This window comes from Frigidibacter albus, from assembly GCF_009908165.1.
Taxonomy (GTDB): Bacteria; Pseudomonadota; Alphaproteobacteria; order Rhodobacterales; family Rhodobacteraceae; genus Frigidibacter; species Frigidibacter albus.
Genome location: NZ_JAAAUC010000004.1, coordinates 297030 through 313284 on the forward strand (window position 1 = coordinate 297030; position 16255 = coordinate 313284).

General features: G+C 68.1%; 20 protein-coding genes. 14 read left to right on the top strand and 6 right to left on the bottom strand.

Annotated elements, in window-relative coordinates:
- Positions 1-20: 20 nt before the first annotated feature.
- Positions 21-272 (bottom strand): accessory factor UbiK family protein, encoded by a 252-nt coding sequence (locus GVY41_RS08365; RefSeq protein ID WP_161345048.1) that lies wholly within the window; start codon positions 270-272, stop codon positions 21-23.
- A gap of 159 nt (positions 273-431) precedes the next feature.
- On the opposite strand from GVY41_RS08365, the gene lgt reads away from it, so the two are divergent.
- The 5 genes from lgt to GVY41_RS08390 all read left to right on the top strand — a co-directional run bounded on the left by lgt (position 432) and on the right by GVY41_RS08390 (position 4523).
- Entirely contained in the window at positions 432-1331 is a 900-nt protein-coding gene (gene lgt, locus GVY41_RS08370; RefSeq protein ID WP_161345035.1) for a prolipoprotein diacylglyceryl transferase, read from the top strand.
- Positions 1328-2407: a class I SAM-dependent methyltransferase gene (locus tag GVY41_RS08375; RefSeq protein ID WP_161345033.1), complete on the top strand. Its 1080-nt coding sequence runs from the start codon at positions 1328-1330 to the stop codon at positions 2405-2407. Before lgt ends, GVY41_RS08375 begins: the two co-directional genes overlap by 4 nt.
- A gap of 4 nt (positions 2408-2411) precedes the next feature.
- Entirely contained in the window at positions 2412-3167 is a 756-nt protein-coding gene (gene pgeF / locus GVY41_RS08380) for a peptidoglycan editing factor PgeF (RefSeq protein ID WP_161345031.1), read from the top strand.
- 120 nt (positions 3168-3287) lie between these two features.
- Positions 3288-3449, top strand: coding sequence for a hypothetical protein (locus GVY41_RS08385; protein ID WP_161345029.1), 162 nt, complete (start codon positions 3288-3290; stop codon positions 3447-3449).
- Between the two features lie 234 nt (positions 3450-3683).
- On the top strand, positions 3684-4523 hold the full coding sequence (locus tag GVY41_RS08390; RefSeq protein WP_161345027.1) for a Hint domain-containing protein: 840 nt from the start codon (positions 3684-3686) through the stop codon (positions 4521-4523).
- A 1-nt stretch (position 4524) separates the two neighbouring features.
- Here the strand turns inward: GVY41_RS08390 and GVY41_RS08395 are convergent, their stop codons facing one another.
- Positions 4525-5025: an Lrp/AsnC family transcriptional regulator gene (locus GVY41_RS08395; protein WP_161345025.1), complete on the bottom strand. Its 501-nt coding sequence runs from the start codon at positions 5023-5025 to the stop codon at positions 4525-4527.
- Between the two features lie 294 nt (positions 5026-5319).
- Between GVY41_RS08395 and trxB the strand changes: the two genes are divergently transcribed.
- From trxB to GVY41_RS08420, 5 genes are all read left to right on the top strand, one after another.
- The gene (gene trxB, locus GVY41_RS08400; RefSeq protein WP_161345023.1) at positions 5320-6258 is read left to right on the top strand and encodes a thioredoxin-disulfide reductase; all 939 of its coding nucleotides are present in this window, start codon (positions 5320-5322) and stop codon (positions 6256-6258) included.
- A 93-nt stretch (positions 6259-6351) separates the two neighbouring features.
- Positions 6352-7470 (top strand): 2OG-Fe(II) oxygenase, encoded by a 1119-nt coding sequence (locus GVY41_RS08405; protein WP_161345021.1) that lies wholly within the window; start codon positions 6352-6354, stop codon positions 7468-7470.
- Positions 7471-7764: 294 nt separating this feature from the next.
- The gene (locus GVY41_RS08410) at positions 7765-9474 is read left to right on the top strand and encodes a bifunctional sulfate adenylyltransferase/adenylylsulfate kinase (protein ID WP_161345019.1); all 1710 of its coding nucleotides are present in this window, start codon (positions 7765-7767) and stop codon (positions 9472-9474) included.
- Between the two features lie 168 nt (positions 9475-9642).
- Positions 9643-10932 (top strand): sensor histidine kinase, encoded by a 1290-nt coding sequence (locus GVY41_RS20585; protein WP_161345017.1) that lies wholly within the window; start codon positions 9643-9645, stop codon positions 10930-10932.
- A 4-nt stretch (positions 10933-10936) separates the two neighbouring features.
- Positions 10937-11374 (top strand): response regulator, encoded by a 438-nt coding sequence (locus tag GVY41_RS08420; protein ID WP_161345015.1) that lies wholly within the window; start codon positions 10937-10939, stop codon positions 11372-11374.
- Between the two features lie 108 nt (positions 11375-11482).
- Here GVY41_RS08420 and GVY41_RS08425 read toward each other — a convergent pair whose 3' ends face one another.
- Both GVY41_RS08425 and GVY41_RS08430 read right to left on the bottom strand, forming a co-directional pair.
- Complete coding sequence (locus GVY41_RS08425) at positions 11483-11710, bottom strand: DUF1150 family protein (RefSeq protein WP_161345012.1); 228 nt, start codon at positions 11708-11710, stop codon at positions 11483-11485.
- A gap of 18 nt (positions 11711-11728) precedes the next feature.
- Complete coding sequence (locus GVY41_RS08430; RefSeq protein WP_161345010.1) at positions 11729-12142, bottom strand: Hsp20 family protein; 414 nt, start codon at positions 12140-12142, stop codon at positions 11729-11731.
- A gap of 213 nt (positions 12143-12355) precedes the next feature.
- Between GVY41_RS08430 and GVY41_RS08435 the strand changes: the two genes are divergently transcribed.
- The 3 genes from GVY41_RS08435 (at position 12356) to GVY41_RS08445 (ending at position 14226) form a co-directional block, all read left to right on the top strand.
- Positions 12356-12592 carry a YdcH family protein gene (locus tag GVY41_RS08435; RefSeq protein WP_373283281.1) on the top strand — a complete coding sequence of 79 codons (237 nt, stop codon included), beginning with the start codon at positions 12356-12358 and terminating at the stop codon, positions 12590-12592.
- 61 nt (positions 12593-12653) lie between these two features.
- A complete protein-coding gene (purE, locus tag GVY41_RS08440) occupies positions 12654-13139 on the top strand; it encodes a 5-(carboxyamino)imidazole ribonucleotide mutase (RefSeq protein ID WP_161345008.1) in 486 nt (161 codons plus the stop codon).
- A complete protein-coding gene (locus GVY41_RS08445; protein WP_161345006.1) occupies positions 13132-14226 on the top strand; it encodes a 5-(carboxyamino)imidazole ribonucleotide synthase in 1095 nt (364 codons plus the stop codon). Before purE ends, GVY41_RS08445 begins: the two co-directional genes overlap by 8 nt.
- Here GVY41_RS08445 and GVY41_RS08450 read toward each other — a convergent pair.
- Positions 14201-15061, bottom strand: coding sequence for a DMT family transporter (locus GVY41_RS08450; protein WP_161345004.1), 861 nt, complete (start codon positions 15059-15061; stop codon positions 14201-14203). The genes GVY41_RS08445 and GVY41_RS08450 overlap by 26 nt on opposite strands.
- A 131-nt stretch (positions 15062-15192) precedes the next feature.
- Between GVY41_RS08450 and GVY41_RS08455 the strand changes: the two genes are divergently transcribed.
- Entirely contained in the window at positions 15193-15690 is a 498-nt protein-coding gene (locus GVY41_RS08455) for a GreA/GreB family elongation factor (RefSeq protein WP_161345002.1), read from the top strand.
- Here GVY41_RS08455 and GVY41_RS08460 read toward each other — a convergent pair.
- The gene (locus tag GVY41_RS08460; protein ID WP_161345000.1) at positions 15687-16169 is read right to left on the bottom strand and encodes a GNAT family N-acetyltransferase; all 483 of its coding nucleotides are present in this window, start codon (positions 16167-16169) and stop codon (positions 15687-15689) included. The genes GVY41_RS08455 and GVY41_RS08460 overlap by 4 nt on opposite strands.
- Positions 16170-16255 lie beyond the last annotated feature (86 nt).

Sequence of the window (16255 nt, forward strand, 5' to 3'; positions counted from 1 at the left end):
TGCTTTAAGTCAGGCGCGGTTCAGCCCTGTTTGGCAGCCGCTTCCAGCGCGGCAAGGCGCGCCGACAGCGCCTCGTTCTCCTCGCGGGCCTTCTGGGCCATCGCCCGCACCGCATCGAATTCCTCGCGCGTCACGAAGTTGCGATCCGCCAGCCAGCGGTCGAACCAGCTTTTCATCGCTGTCTCGGCTTCGGTCTTGGCGCCTTGGGCCACGCCCATGGCATTGGTCATCAGCTTGGACATGTCGTCGAAGAACTTGTTGTTGCTCTGCATCTGGGTCTCCCGGGGATTTGAGCTTATATGGGCACAGCCAGCCGCCGAGGCAAGCCGCAGGCGCCCGGCGCGGCCATGAATCGCAGGTGGGCTGCGGGTTGACAGTGGGCGCCGCCTGCGGTCACTCCTCCGCCAAAGGCCGCGGCCAGAAGGACTGCCATGAACTCTGCCATCCTCTTCCCCGACTTCCTGTCGCCCGAGATCTTCACGATCGAGATCGGCAGCTTCGCCTTTTCGCTGCGCTGGTATGCGCTGGCCTATATTGCCGGGCTGATCGCCGGCTGGCGGATCGTGGTTGCGCTGATGCGGCGGCCGGGGCTGTGGCCCGCGGGCCGCGCGCCGATGCCGGTGGAACGGGTCGAGGATCTGCTGACCGCCATCGTGCTGGGGGTGATCCTGGGCGGACGGATCGGCTTCGTGCTGTTCTACCAGCCGGGGTATTTTCTGGCCAACCCTTGGGACATTCCGAAGGTCTGGCAGGGCGGCATGGCCTTCCATGGCGGCTTTCTGGGCGTCGTGCTGGCAGGGCTGTGGTTCTGCCGCCGCCACGGGGTGCCGATGCTGCAGCTGGCCGACGCGCTGGCCCTCGCCACACCGGCGGGGCTGTTTTTCGGCCGCATTGCCAATTTCATCAATGCCGAGCTTTGGGGCCGCCCGACCGACATGCCCTGGGGCGTGATCTTCCCCGGCGAGGCGGCGCAGACCTGCGAGGGCATCGTTTATGGCCTGTGCGCCCGCCATCCCTCGCAGCTCTACGAGGCGGGGCTGGAGGGGTTGCTGCTGGGGCTGGTGCTGCTTCTGGCGGTGCGGGCCGGGGCGCTGAAGCTGCCGGGAACGGTGACCGGCCTGTTCATTGCCGGCTATGGCGCGGCGCGGTTCTTTGTGGAGTTCTTCCGGCAGGCCGATCCGCAATTCATCACCCAAGGCAACCCGATGGGCAATGCGCTGCAACTGGGCGGCACCGGCCTGTCGATGGGGCAGCTGCTGTCGCTGCCGATGATTGCGGTGGGGGTCTGGCTGATCCTGCGCGCGCGCCGGCAGGCCGCCACCCCGGCATGACCCCGCTGGCCGATCTGCTGGCTCGCCGCATCGAAGCCGGCGGGCCGATCACCCTGGCCGAGTATATGGCCGACTGCCTGCTGCACCCCGAGCATGGCTATTACTCCACCCGCGACCCCTTCGGCCGCGGCGGCGATTTCACCACCGCGCCAGAGATCAGCCAGATGTTCGGCGAGCTGCTGGGGCTGGCCCTGGCGCAGGCCTGGCTGGACCAGGGCTCCCCCACGCCCTTCGTGCTGGCCGAGATCGGGCCGGGCCGCGGCACGCTGATGGCGGATGTGCTGCGCACCCTGCGCGCCGTGCCGGGGATGTTCGCCGCCGCGCGGGTGCATCTGGTCGAGGCCTCGGCCACCCTGCGCGCCCGGCAGCGAGAGACCCTCGCGGACCAACAGGTCACCTGGCATGACGGCATCGACACCCTGCCCGAGGCGCCGCTGCTGTTGCTTGCGAACGAGTTCTTCGACGCGCTGCCGATCCGCCAGTTCGTCCGCGCGGACCCCGGCTGGTGCGAGCGGCTGGTGGGCCTCTCGCCCGAGGGTGCCCTGCAACCCGGCCTCTCCACCCCTGCCCCGCTGGCGGCGCTGGCCCACCGGCTGGCGGATACCAAGGAGGGCGATGTGGTGGAAATCTGCCCTGCCGCGCCCGCCATCGCCGCCGCCATCGCCGCCCGCATCGCCCGCCATGGCGGCGCGGCGCTGATCGTGGATTATGGCGGCTGGCACAGCCTTGGCGACACGTTTCAGGCGGTGCAGGACCACGCAACGGCCGATCCCTTCGCCGCACCCGGCGAAGCCGACCTGACCGCCCATGTCGACTTCGAACCGCTGGCCGCCGCCGCCCGCGGCGCCGGGGCCGCGGCCAGCGCCCTCGTGCCGCAAGGCGTGCTGCTGGAGCGGCTTGGCATCGCCGCCCGGGCCGAGCGGCTGGCCCAGGGCCTGAGCGGCCCGGCGCTGGAAAGCCACCTCGCGGCGCATCGCCGCTTGACCCACCCCGGCGAAATGGGAAGGGTGTTCAAGGCACTGGCCATCCACCCGCAGCACCACTCACCCCCTCCCGGTTTCGAGCCCTCCGCCTGATGACATGACCCTTGAAATCCTGACCGCCCCCGCGCTTGGCGACCTGCGCCACGGCTTTTTCACCCGCAGGGGAGGTGCGTCATCCGGCATCTTTTCGGGTCTCAACTGCGGGCATGGCTCGACCGACCTGACCGAGGCGGTGGCGGTGAACCGCGCCCGCGTCGCCGCCGCGATGCGGGTTCAACCCGCGCAGCTGATCGGCGTGCATCAGGTCCATTCCTCCGAGGTGGTGACGGTCACCGGCCCACTGACCGTCGCACAGCGCGCCGATGCGCTGGTGACGGCAGTGCCCGGCCTCGCGCTTTGCATCCTGACCGCCGATTGCCAGCCGGTGCTGTTCGCCGACACAACCGCTGGCGTGATCGGCGCCGCCCATGCCGGCTGGCGCGGCGCGCTTGGCGGCATCCTCGAGGCGACACTGGAGGCGATGGAGGCGCTTGGCGCGCGGCGGGGGCGCATCGTGGCCGTGATCGGCCCCACCATCAGCCAGCGCGCCTATGAGGTCGGGCCGGAGTTCCTGGCCGAGTTTCTGGCCGAGGATGGTGAGAATGCCCGCTTCTTTGCGGGCGGCAGCGGCGACCGGATGCAGTTCGACCTGCCGGGCTTTTCGCTGCACCGCCTGCGGATGGCGGGCGTGGCCGAGGCCGAATGGACGCGCCATTGCACCTATTCGGACCCGGCGCGCTTCTACTCCTACCGCCGGTCTGTTCACGCGGGTGAGGCTGATTATGGCCGGCTGATCTCTGCCATCCGGCTCTGACAGATCCCGCCGCGGAACCACCCGATCCCTGCCGCGCTGTTGCCATGCCGCCGCCGCAAAGGCGGGCGACAAAGGCGCCAAGACGGGCACGAACCGCCCGCAGGATGAGGGAGCACAAAGATGAAACCGCAACGCCGCTGGATGATCTCGATCCTGGCCGAAACCGCCCGTGAAGCCGCGAACCCGACGCTGATGCCCTGGCAGCACAAGAAAGCCGCCGCCCCGATCCGCGCCCCGCGCGCCGCCGCCGTCCAGCCGCTCCGCGCCGCTGCCCGCGGCTGACGGAGTGGCGGCAGGTCTGCCCCTTCCCAACCCGCCCGATTCCCGCGCAGCACGGCGCCGACCGGCGGGATTCCGCGCCCTCGGTGCATCCGCCGAAACAATGCCGCAGCCTTGCCTCAATGTAGCCCCGAGCCGCCAGCATACTTGCAACGACTCTGACGGATCCTGCCGCCTCTGCATCTCCCCCGTCCTTGCGAGGACTGATGCAGATGTGGCCAGCGAAAGGCTGATCGCATGTCCTATCCCAACCGCGCCGCCGCCGGTCTTGCGACGCCAGGCGCCGAAGCAATGTCCAAGGCCCATCCCGACTGGGCCACCCGCGCTGAACGGCGCCCGCTGCGCGCCATGCCTCTGGCGCGGCGCTACGAGGCGTCCTTCCTGCGGACGTGCGGTGAAATCGGCACCCTCTCGCGCCTCGCCCCGGCGATGCCGCTGTTCGAGCAGGCTTTCTCGGCCGTCGCCCGCGGCACGCTGATCGCCACGCCGCAAGGCCCGGTCGCGGTGGAGGATCTGCTGCCCGGAACCCTTGTCACCACCGCCGAGGGGGAGCCCGAACCGCTGCTCTGGTCCGGCAGCATCACGCTTTACCCCGCCGCGAACAGCGATACCGGCAGCAGCGCCCCCGTGCCGGCGGCCGAGCCTGCACGGCTGACGCGGATCATGGCCGACAGCTTCGGCATGGCCCGGCCGATCACAGATGTGGTGTTGGGCCCGCATGCGCGGGTTCTGCGCCGCGACGCGCGCCTGCGCCCTGTGGTGGGCGGCACCGAAGCCTATGTGCCGGTCCGTGCCTTGCAGGACGGCGACAGCGTGATCGAGGTTGCGCCCTCCACCCCCGTCACCGTGCATCACCTTGTGCTTGGCCGGCAGGCCACGCTCAGCGCCAGCGGGATCGAGATCGAGAGCTTCCACCCCGGTATGGGCTTTGCCCAGATGATGGACCCGCAGCTTCTGTCGCTGTTCCTGTCGCTGTTCCCGCATCTGCGAGAACGCGGCATGGCGCTGGACGGGTTTGGCGCGCCGTCCTACCCGCGCCTGACCAAGTTCGAGGCCGAAGACCTGCTGGCCGGCTGACTCAGGCCGTCCGGTTCAGCCGGTCTTCCAGCACCTCGAAGGGCACGCCCGGATCATCCTTGGCGCAGCGGATCACCAGGCTGGTCTTGACGCTGGCCACATTGTCGGCCGCCGTCAGCGCACCGGTCAGGAAGGTCTGGAAGCTGGACAGATCGGGCGAGACGCATTTCAGGATGAAGTCGATCTCGCCGTTCAGCATGTGGCACTCGCGCACCAGCGGCCAGGCCTTGCAGCGCGCCTCAAAGGCCGACAGGTCGGTTTCGGCCTGGCTGTGCAGCCGCACCATGGCGAAGACGGCAACCTCGAAGCCCAGTTCGCGCGGGTTCACATCGGCATGAAAGCCGCGGATGAAGCCGGTTTCCTCCAGCGTGCGGACCCGGCGCAGGCAAGGCGGCGCCGAGATGCCCACCCGGCGGGCCAGTTCCACATTGGTCATGCGCCCGTCCGCCTGCAGCTCGGCAAGGATCTTGCGGTCGATCTCGTCGAGTCTGTGGCCAGCCATTGCGTTCCTCTTTCGGAATTTTGTCGTTACTTACCCCTGCAACCGGGGCGGCGCAATAAAGTTTCACGGGCGCGCGTTGCCATTGCAGCATAGCGTGCGCCAAAACCGACCCTGCGGCGCGCGATTACGCACCCTGCGGGCCAGACCGCCGGAGCTGTGCGCCCGTCGCCCCCACGCAAGCCTTGCCCTGCGCAACTGCCCGCTGCGGCAAGATCCGGGGTTTTCGTGCCGCGCCGGCGGCTCTATATCGGCCGGGACCGGGGCGCAAGGGTGCCCCGCAGGAGGGACGACATCATGGGCGAGACCAAGCACAGCCGGGTTCTGATCATCGGCTCGGGCCCCGCGGGTTACACGGCGGCCGTCTATGCCGCGCGGGCGATGCTGCAGCCGGTTCTGGTGCAGGGGATCCAGCCGGGCGGGCAGCTGACCATCACCACCGATGTGGAAAACTGGCCGGGCGAGTCCTCGGTCATGGGCCCCGACCTGATGGTCAAGATGGAAACCCATGCCCGAACCATGGGGACGGAAATCATCGGCGACACCATCCTGTCGCTGGACCTCTCGCAGCGCCCGTTCACGGCGCAGGGGGACAGCGGCACTACCTATACCGCCGATGCGGTGATCCTGGCGACCGGCGCGCAGGCGCGCTGGCTGGGGCTGCCGTCGGAAGAGAAGTTCAAGGGCTTTGGCGTCTCGGCCTGCGCCACCTGTGACGGATTCTTCTATCGCGGCAAGGAGGTCGTGGTGATCGGCGGCGGCAACACGGCCGTGGAAGAGGCGCTGTTCCTGACCAACTTCGCCAGCAAGGTCACGCTGATCCACCGCCGGGACACCCTCCGCGCCGAGCGGATCATGCAGGACCGCCTGTTCAAGCACGAGAAGATTGCGCTGCTGTGGAACCATGAGGTGACCGAGGTTCTGGGCACCGAGGCGCCGCTGGGGGTCGAAGCCGTCCGCGCCCGTAACGTGCAGACCGGCGAAGTGGCCGACATTCCCTGCGCCGGCTTCTTCGTCGCCATCGGCCACTCCCCCGCCTCGGAACTGGTCAAGGACCAGCTGGCGCTGCATTCGGGCGGCTATGTGAAGGTAGAGCCCGGCTCGACCGCCACCTCTATTCCCGGCGTCTTTGCCGCGGGCGATCTGACCGACCATATCTACCGCCAGGCCGTCACCTCGGCCGGCATGGGTTGCATGGCGGCGCTGGACGCTGAACGCTTTTTGGCGGCGCACTGAAACCGAAGCCGCGCCGCATCCCTGCGGCGCGGTTGACAAATCGGCAAGCTCTCGGCCCCATTCTCGCCTCAAGGTGACAAGGATGACGCACCCATGAGCCAGCCCCCGATGCCCGCGCCGGGCGAGCCCGCCCCGACCTTTGCGCAACGCTCGGCCGGCAACCCGCGCTACACCTTCGATGCCGCCGCCGGGCGCTATCTGGTGCTGTGCTTCTTCCATTCGGCAGCCTCCGATGCGGCGGCGTTGCGCCTGCGCGCCGCCGATGAGCGGCCAGACCTCTTCAACGACGCCTTCGCCAGTTTCTTCGGCGTCTCGACAGACCCGGCGGACGAGAGCCTGCAGCGGGTGGCCAACCGGATGCCGGGCTACCGGTTCTTCTGGGACCATGACCTTCTTGTGTCGGGCCTCTACGGAATGCTGTCGGCAGAGGGCGAGCGGATCGGCGCATGGGTGGTGATCGACCCGACCATGCGGGTCATCGACACGATCCCCTTCGCGCCGGGTGGCAGCGATATGGCGCGGCTTATGGCGGTGCTGGCGGACCTGCCCCCGCCCGGCCGCTTTGCCGGAATCGAACTGCAGGCCCCGATCCTGTTCCTGCCGCGGGTGTTCGAGCCGGGGCTCTGCCGCCACCTGATCGACCTCTACGACGCTCAGGGCGGCGAGCTGTCGGGCTTCATGCGCCAGCGCGATGGCAAGACCGTGTCCGTCAATGACAGCCACCACAAGGTCCGCCGCGACATCACGCTGGAGGACAAGGACCTGATCGCCACGCTGCAGGCGCGGATCCTGAAGAAGGTCGTCCCCGAGATCGCCAAGGTCCACATGTTCCACGCAACCCGGATGGAGCGCTATATCGTCAGCTGCTACGACGGGGCCGAAGGCGGCCATTTCGCGCCCCACCGCGACAACACCACCGCCGGCACCGCGCATCGCCGCTTTGCGGTCTCGATCAACCTCAACGATGATTTCGAGGGCGGCGAGGTCAGCTTTCCCGAATACGGGCCGCGCAGCTTCAAGGCTCCGGCGGGCGGCGCGGTGGTGTTCTCCTGCGCGCTGCTGCATACGGTCAGCCGCGTCACCAAGGGCCGGCGCTTTGCCTTCCTGCCCTTCCTCTATGATGACGCCGCCGCCGCGCTGCGGGCGAAGAACCAGCATCTGATCGACCTTGGAGGCGCAAGGGACGGGGAGCGGGGCTCTGCGGCACTGTAGCGGTGAAGACCGACCGTGTTCCCCGGCATCATTCCGTGGGGGACCTGACCAGCCAAGCCCTTCCGCCAACGTGTCTCCTTGTCGGCGATGGGCTTCATGGCCGGACGCTGAGCGGTTTTTGGCGGCAGAACCGGAATGACGTGCTGCAGTGCGGCGAAAACACGCCGCTCCAGTCCCTTTTTCGGCCACATCCGCCCGTTCGGCTTGAATTCCACCGCTTTCCGTAGATAGGTGCGCTGGAAACCGTCCATTTCCGGTGCTCCCCCGCGAATTTCAAACTGAAGGCAAGCCGTCATGTCCCTTCCGAACCTTGCTCCGATCCCGGAGCTCTATGTCTCCCACGAATCCGCCCAGAAGCTGAAGCATGAGGCCGGGACGCTGCCCTCCTGGGATCTGACCCCGCGGCAGATCTGCGATCTGGAACTGCTGATGAACGGCGGCTTCAACCCGCTGAAGGGCTTCCTGACCGAGGCGGATTACACCGGCGTCGTCGAGGAGATGCGGCTGGCCGATGGCACGCTGTGGCCGATGCCGATCACCCTCGATGTCAGCGAAGCCTTTGCCGGCACGGTCGAGCCCGGCCAGGACATCGCGCTGCGCGATCAGGAAGGCGTGATCCTTGCGATCCTGTCGGTGACCGACAAATACACCCCCAACAAGGCCCGCGAGGCCGAGATGGTCTTTGGCGCCGATGACCTTGCGCATCCGGCGGTGAACTACCTGCACAATCAGGCCGGCCCGATCTATCTGGGCGGCCCGGTGGTCGGCATCCAGCAGCCCGTGCATTACGACTTCAAGGCCCGCCGCGACACCCCGAATGAACTGCGCGCCTTCTTCCGCAAGATGGGCTGGCGCCGCATCGTGGCCTTCCAGACCCGCAACCCGCTGCACCGCGCCCACCAGGAACTGACCTTCCGCGCCGCGCGCGAGGCGCAGGCCAACCTGCTGATCCACCCGGTCGTCGGCATGACCAAGCCGGGCGATATCGACCACTTCACCCGCGTGCGCTGCTACGAGGCGGTGCTGGACCAGTATCCCGCCACTACCACCACCATGAGCCTCTTGAACCTCGCCATGCGCATGGCCGGCCCGCGCGAGGCGGTGTGGCACGGCATCATCCGCCGCAACCACGGCTGCACCCACATGATCGTCGGGCGCGACCATGCCGGCCCCGGCAAGAACTCGGCCGGGCAGGATTTCTACGACCCCTACGCAGCGCAGGAAATGTTCGCAAAGTATCAGGATGAAATCGGCGTCGAGATGGTCGACTTCAAACAGATGGTCTTTGTGCAAGAGCGGGCCCAGTACGAACCGCGCGACGAGGTCGAGGCCGGCGCCACCATCCTCGACATCTCGGGCACCGAACTACGCCGCCGTCTGGCCGAGGGGCTCGAGATCCCCGAATGGTTCTCGTTCCCCGACGTGGTCACGGAACTCCGCCGCACCCGTCCGCCCCGCGCCAACCAGGGTTTCACGGTGTTCTTCACCGGCTTTTCCGGCTCGGGCAAATCCACCATCGCCAATGCGCTGATGGTCAAGCTGATGGAGATGGGCGGCCGCCCGGTCACGCTGCTGGACGGCGACGTGGTGCGCAAGCATCTGTCGTCCGAGCTTGGCTTCTCGAAAGAGCACCGCGACATCAACATCAAGCGGATCGGCTATGTCGCCTCCGAGATCACCAAGAATGGTGGCATCGCCATCTGCGCGCCGATCGCGCCCTACACCGCGACCCGCCGCGCCGTGCGCGAGATGATCGAGCAATACGGCGCCTTCGTCGAAGTGCATGTGGCGACCAGCATCGAGGAGTGCGAGAAACGCGACCGCAAGGGCCTCTACAAGCTGGCGCGCGAGGGCAAGATCAAGGAGTTCACCGGGATCTCCGACCCCTATGAAGTGCCCGAAAGCCCCGAACTGCGCGTCGAGACCGAGAATGTCGATGTCGACAACTGCGCGCATCAGGTGATCCTGAAGCTGGAAAGCATGGGCCTGATCGGCCGCGGCTGACCTGCCCCAACCCAACCCGGCGGCGCGGCGACGAAGGTTGCCGCGCCGTTCGCATGTCCGTGTTGTGTCATGCTGCAGGTGAAACCCGATCCCGCCCCCCGCGTTGACGCTAGCAGCAGTCAACCGGCGGTGCGCCACCGCCTCCAACCCGCCCCGGGGGGCACCCTCGTGAGGAATGCAGCGCGCCCGCCTTGGTCCCTTGCCCCGCGCACCCTGGTCAGCCTGCTGATGCTGGTGGTTCTGGCAGCGCTCTTTGCCGCCGGGGCGCTGACCGTGACCCGGGCCTTTCATGCCGAGAACATCGCCCGGCAGGAAATGACAGAGGCGCGCGAGACCCTCACGCAGGTCAATACCCTGATGCTGATCCTCTATGAGGCGGAATCCGCGCAGCGCGGTGTCCTGCTGGGCGATCCCGCGGCCGAAGCCCCGTTCCGCGCCGCCGAGGCCGCACTGCCCGCTGCCGCTGCGCAGATGCAGGCCTCGCTCGACCGGGCTGGCAGCGATCTGTCGGCGCAGGGGCGCCGGCTGGGCGCCTTGGCCGCGCAGCGGATGGCGGCCCTCTCTGCCGCCCTGGCGCCGGCGGCAACGTCAAACCCCAGCCCCCGCGACGCGATGGAACCCCTGCGCGCGACCAGTTCGGCTATCCGCCGCGAGGAAAGCGCGCTGATGGACGCCGCCTATGCACGGGCCGATAGCGAACGCCTGCGGGCCAAGCGCACGCTCGGCATGATCGGGCTGGCGGTGCTGGGGCTGATCGTGCTGGCGGCGATGCTGGCCTTCCGCAGCGCCCGCAGCGAATCCCGTCTGCGATACCAGCGCGAGATCGAGGTGCAGCGCGACCGCGCCGAGCTGGTCTCGCATGAGCTGAGCCACCGGGTGAAGAACCTCTTCGCGGTGACGATGTCGATCATCTCGGTCACCGCCCGCAGCGAGAGCGACCCCAGGATCGCCGCGCAGAAGACCCGCTCGCGCATCCAGGCCCTTGCCCGCGCGCATGAATTGTCGAGCGGGCAGAACCTGATGCGCACCGCGCCGTTCGGTGACTTGCTGGAGGCCGTGGTGCGGCCCTACTGCCCGCCCGCGGCGATCTTGCGCCTGAGCGGCCCGAAACTGGTGCTGCCCGCCCGATTGCTGACGCCGATGGGCCTGATTTTTAACGAGTTGGCAACCAACAGTATGAAATATGGAGCTTGGTCTACAGCTTCGGGAACCCTGACGGTCGATTGGACGTTTGCTTCCGATGATACGCTGGTTGTGGTATGGCAAGAGCGGCTTGCCGAGGACGGACCGCCACAGCCCGGACGCGACGGCTTCGGATCGACGATGATAGACCTGTCGCTGCAACAGGCCAAGGCCACGATGGAACGACGCTGGGGCGAACAAGGACTGACCGCAACGCTGAGATTTCCGTTCAGCAGCGCAGACAAGGTCGAGGTCACGGCGACAGGCAAGGACTAGGAACATGCTCGAAGGCAAGAAGATCATGGTGGTGGAGGACGAGGCGCTCTTGGCGCTCGATCTAGCCATGACCATGGAAGATCTGGGGGCGGCAGTCGTCGGCCCCTGTTATCGTTTGGGTACCGCGCTCGACCTTGTTCGCAAGATGAAGGTCGATGGCGCAATCCTCGATGTGGACCTGAACGGCGAGACGGTGTTTCCGCTGGCGCGTTACCTTGACGAACAGGGCGTGCCCTTCGTGTTCCACACCGGCCGCGCCGATCCTGCCAGCCTGCTGGAAGCGTTCAGCCGGGCGCGGATCTGCACCAAGCCAAGCACCCCGGAACGCATCGCCGCCTGCCTCGCCGAGGCCCTTGCCGACGCCGACCGCGACTCGGACAACGAAAACTACGCGCCGGCCTATGCGCAGGACGGCAGCAGCGAAAGCTCGCAGCAAGCCTAGGCCGGCCTACCCCGATTTGCGCGCCGACGTGTCCTGCCGTCCCGCCATCCTCGCCAGCAAAAAAGCGGCCCCTATGGGCCGCCTTTTGTCGTGTCCGTTTGCCCGAAGTCAGTGAACGCTGACCGGTGCCAGGTCGTTCTGCCGCGCCAGCAGGAAGGCCATCTTGCGGTCGCGCACCAGCGCCAGCCGCTCGCCCGCCGCGTCATGCACGGCATAAAGCGTCTCCAGCCCCTCTGCCTGCGCCTGAACCTCGCCCGGCAGGTCCGTCACCGCCACGCTGCGCACGTAGACGATGCGCTCGCCGGCTTCGGGGCCGAATTCAAAAGTGGTGTTCATTGCGTCTCCCCTTTCCTGTCATTTGCGCCCGATGCGGATGGTCTGCACCACCGGCTCGGGCACTGCGCGATTCAGATCGATATGCAGCAAACCGTTCTCCAGCGCCGCACCTGCCACCTCGACCCCCTCGGCCAGCACGAAGCTGCGCTGGAAGGCCCGCGCGGCAATGCCGCGATGCAGGTAGATGCGCGTTGCATCGTCCTCGCCCTGCCGGCCGCGAACCAGCAACTGCCGATCCTCGACCGTGATCGCCAGATCCTCCTCGCGGAACCCGGCCACGGCCAGGGTGATCCGATAGGCATTCTCACCCGATTGTTCGATATTGAAGGGCGGATAGCCCTCGCTGCCGGCTTTCGCCGTCCGCTCCACCAGCCGTTCCAGCTGATCGAAGCCCAGCAGATAGGGATGCGCCCCAAAGGTCAGTTTCGTCATCGGGCAAGTCCTCGTCCAAGCGACATTGCAGTCAGGGCCCCGGTTCCGGCAGCCCCTTCCCATCAGATATGGGCACGGATCGCGGGCTCGGCAAGAGGCCGGTGCTCGGCGGCGCGCCGCTTGCGGCGCCTTACAGCACACTTCCCGCAAGCAGCGGAAATTGCTATGTTTCGGAAATGCCCGCGCAACGACTCAGCTGCCAGCAGGATCGAGATGAACGCCCATATGGACATGCATGCGCACGGGGAAATGAACCATGAGGATGTGCTGCGGGTCAAACTCGGCGTTCTGCGGCGCGAGCACCGCGATCTTGACGACGCCATCCATGCACTGGAGGCCAGCGGCCGCGGCGACCAGCTGACCCTGCGCCGGCTGAAGAAGCAAAAGCTCGGTCTCAAGGACCAGATTGCCCGGATCGAGGATGAGCTGACGCCGGACATCATCGCCTGAGGCGCCATTGCGCCCCGGCACGCCCCCGCTATAGTGCGCACTTATTTTTCCGGGGGATGCAATGGGCGTGAAGGTCGGAATCATCATGGGCAGCCAGTCGGACTGGCCCACGATGAAAGAGGCGGCGGTGATCCTCGATGAGCTTGGCATCGCCTATGAGACCAGGATCGTCTCGGCGCATCGCACCCCCGACCGGCTCTGGACCTATGGCAAGACCGCCGCTGAGCGCGGACTGCAGGTTATCATCGCCGGCGCGGGCGGCGCGGCGCATCTGCCCGGCATGATGGCCTCCAAGACGCGGATTCCCGTTGTCGGCGTGCCGGTGCAGACAAGGGCGCTGTCGGGCGTGGACAGCCTCTATTCCATCGTGCAGATGCCCAAGGGATACCCCGTCGCCACCATGGCCATCGGTGCGGCCGGCGCCGCCAATGCCGGGCTGATGGCCGCCGGCATCCTGGCGCTGAACGATCCCGCGCTGGCGGCCCGGCTGGATGCCTGGCGCGAGGCCCTCTCCGCCTCGATCCCCGAGGAACCCGCCGATGACTGATGCCCCCCTTCCCGTCGGCGCTACCATCGGCATCCTTGGCGGCGGCCAGCTCGGCCGGATGCTGGCGGTTGCCGCCAGCCGCCTTGGCCTGCGCACCCATATCTTTGAGCCCGCCGCGAACCCGCCCGCCGCCGATGTCGCCCACCGCGTCACCACCGCGCCCTATGAGGATGCGCAGGCGTTGGCCGCCTTTGCCGCCTCGGTCGATGTGGTGACCTATGAGTTCGAGAATATCCCCACCTCGGCCCTCGATCTCATCGAGAGCCTGCGCCCGATCCGCCCCAACCGCCGCGCGCTGGCGATCAGCCAGGACCGGCTGCTGGAAAAGACCTTCCTGAACGGCGAGGGGCTGGCCACCGCACCCTGGTGCTCGGTCGAGGACGCCGCCGATCTGGCAATCGCGCTGGAACGCATCGGCACACCGGCGATCCTCAAGACCACCCGCCTTGGCTATGACGGCAAGGGACAGGCCCGGATCATGGCGCCCGAAGACGCAGCAGACGCGCTGGCCGCGATGGCCGGTCAGCCCGCGGTGCTGGAAGCCTTCATCGACTTCAGCCGCGAGATCTCGGTGATCGCCGCCCGCGGCCCCGGCGGCGAGATTGCCGCCTACGACCCCGGCGAGAATGTCCACAAGTCCGGCATCCTGCACACCACCACGGTGCCCGCCCATATTCCGCCCTCGCTCCGCAGCGATGCGGTGCTGATCGCGGCCCGGATCCTGAATGCGCTTGGCTATGTCGGCGTGATGGGGGTAGAGCTGTTCGTGACGCCCAAGGGCCTGATCGTCAACGAGATCGCCCCCCGCGTCCACAACTCGGGCCACTGGACGCAGAACGCCTGCGCCGTGGACCAGTTCGAGCAGCATATCCGCGCGGTGGCCGGATGGCCGTTGGGGGATGGCAGCCGCTTTGCGGATGTGGAGATGCTGAACCTTATCGGCGATGATGTGGACCAGGTGCCGTCACTCGCCCGCGACAGCGGCACCGCGATCCACCTTTACGGCAAGGCCGAGGCGCGCCCCGGCCGCAAGATGGGCCATGTCAACCGCGTGAAACCGCTCAGGGCAAACTCGGCCCGCGGCTGATCCGCAGCACCGACAGCAGCACCCCGGCAATCACCAGCGCGGCCGCGGCCCAGAACCGCGGCCCCGGCACCTCGGCCAGCAGCACGGCGCCTGCCAGCGCGGCCAGCACCGGCACCGTCAGCTGCGCCACCGCCGCCACGCTGGCGGCCAGCCGCGGCAGCACCGCATACCACAGCGCATAGCCGAGGCCCGAGGTGACCGCGCCCGATGCCACCGCCGCGGCGAACCCCGCGCCGCTCACCCGCTCGCCTTCGGGAATCGCCAGCAGCACCAGCAGTGCCAGCGGCAAGGCCAGCACGAAATTTCCCGCCGTCGCGCTGAGCGGATCGCCGGCCCGCCGCCCGGCCAGCGAGTAAAGCCCCCAGCCCATGGCCGCCGCCGCCATCAGCGCCGCGCCCATCGGGTCGGGCGCCGCCCCCATCCCCGGCACGGCGAGCAGCGCGAGGCCCGCCAGCGCCAGCCCGGTTCCGGCCCACCGCCGCAGCGGCACCGGCTCGCGCAGCGCCAGCGCCCCGGCGAACATCGTCACCTGCACCCCGCCGAACAGGATCAGCGCGCCGGTCCCCGCCTCCAGCGTCAGATAGGCATAGGAAAACCCGATCATGTAGACCGCCAGCGTCACCGCGCCAAAGGCCCGCAGCCGACCCTGCCCCGCCAGAGACAAGCCCCCCCTGCGCGCCCAGACCAGCCCCGCCAGCATCAGGGCCCCCGCCGCCAGCCGGACGGCGGCGAAGCTCGCCGGCCCCATGCCGCCCTCGACCAGCGCCAGCCGGTTCAACAGGGAGTTCGCGGCAAAGGCCACCATCGCAAGGCTTACCAGCAGGATCAGGCGCATCAGGCCAGCCTGCCCCGCGCCCCCAGCTCGCACAAGCCCCCGCGCAAGGCCCACGGGCGAGGCCAGCTGCGCATGGACATCCCCCGCGCCCTGTCGCAATCTTGGCGGATGCTTCAGTCCCGATCCCCCCGATGAGCCGCGCCTTCGTCCGCGAGGATGCGCCCGACGCCGCCCCGCAGCTGCCGGACCTGCCGGTCAGCGCGCATCCCAACCATGTAACGCCCGCCGGCCTTGCGCAGCTGCACGCCCGCCTTGCCGCCGCGCAGGAGGAACTGGCGCGGCTGCGGGCCCGCGCCGACCGGCTCGACAAGCTGCCCGAAGCCAGCGCCGAGCGGGACATCCGCTACCTGCAGGCCCGCATCGCCGGCGCGATCCCGCTCGATCCGGCCAGCCAGCCACGGGACCGCGTGGCCTTTGGCGCCGAGGTCACCGTGCGGGACGAGACTGGCCGCGCCACCGTCTATGCGATTGTCGGAGAGGATGAGGCCGACGCCGCCCATCGCAAGATCGCGCCGCATTCGCCGCTGGCGCAGGCGCTGATCGGGGCCGGGATCGGTGACTTGGTGGATTGGCCGCGCCCCGCCGGGGCGGTGACGCTGGAGATCGTGGCGATCCGCTATCCGAATTAAAGACCCGCGAAGGGCTCGGGGTAGATCAGCCGCTCATGCGCGCCGGCGGTGCCGGGGGCGATGGGATAGACCAGCGTGTATTCCCGGGCATAGGGCGTGGTCAGGTATTCGGCCGCCTTCAGCGAGAACCCGAAGCGCCCGTAATAGGCCGATCCGCCCACCACCACCACCGCCTTGGCGTGGCGCTGGCGGCACAGCTCAAGCCCGTGGCGGATGATCTCGCCGCCAAGCCCGCGGCCCTGTCGGCTTTGCATCACGCAGACCGGTGACAGCGTCCACCAGCCCTCGGGCGCGGTCAGGCGCGCAAAGGCGATATGGCCCATGACCTGACCTTCTTCCTCGGCCACCAGCTCCAGCGCCAGATCGCCCGCGCTGCGCAGTGCCTCGACCAGCCGCGATTCCTCGGGCCGCTCGAAAGCGGTCTGCAGCAGGATCGACACAAAGATGTGGTCCCGCTCTTCGACTTCGCGCAGTTCCATTGGCGTCCCCAATCCCCATCACAAGCCCCGGCCCGCGCAGCAGCCTGCCTATGCGCAGTCTGCACTCTCGCCGCACCGGCGCAATC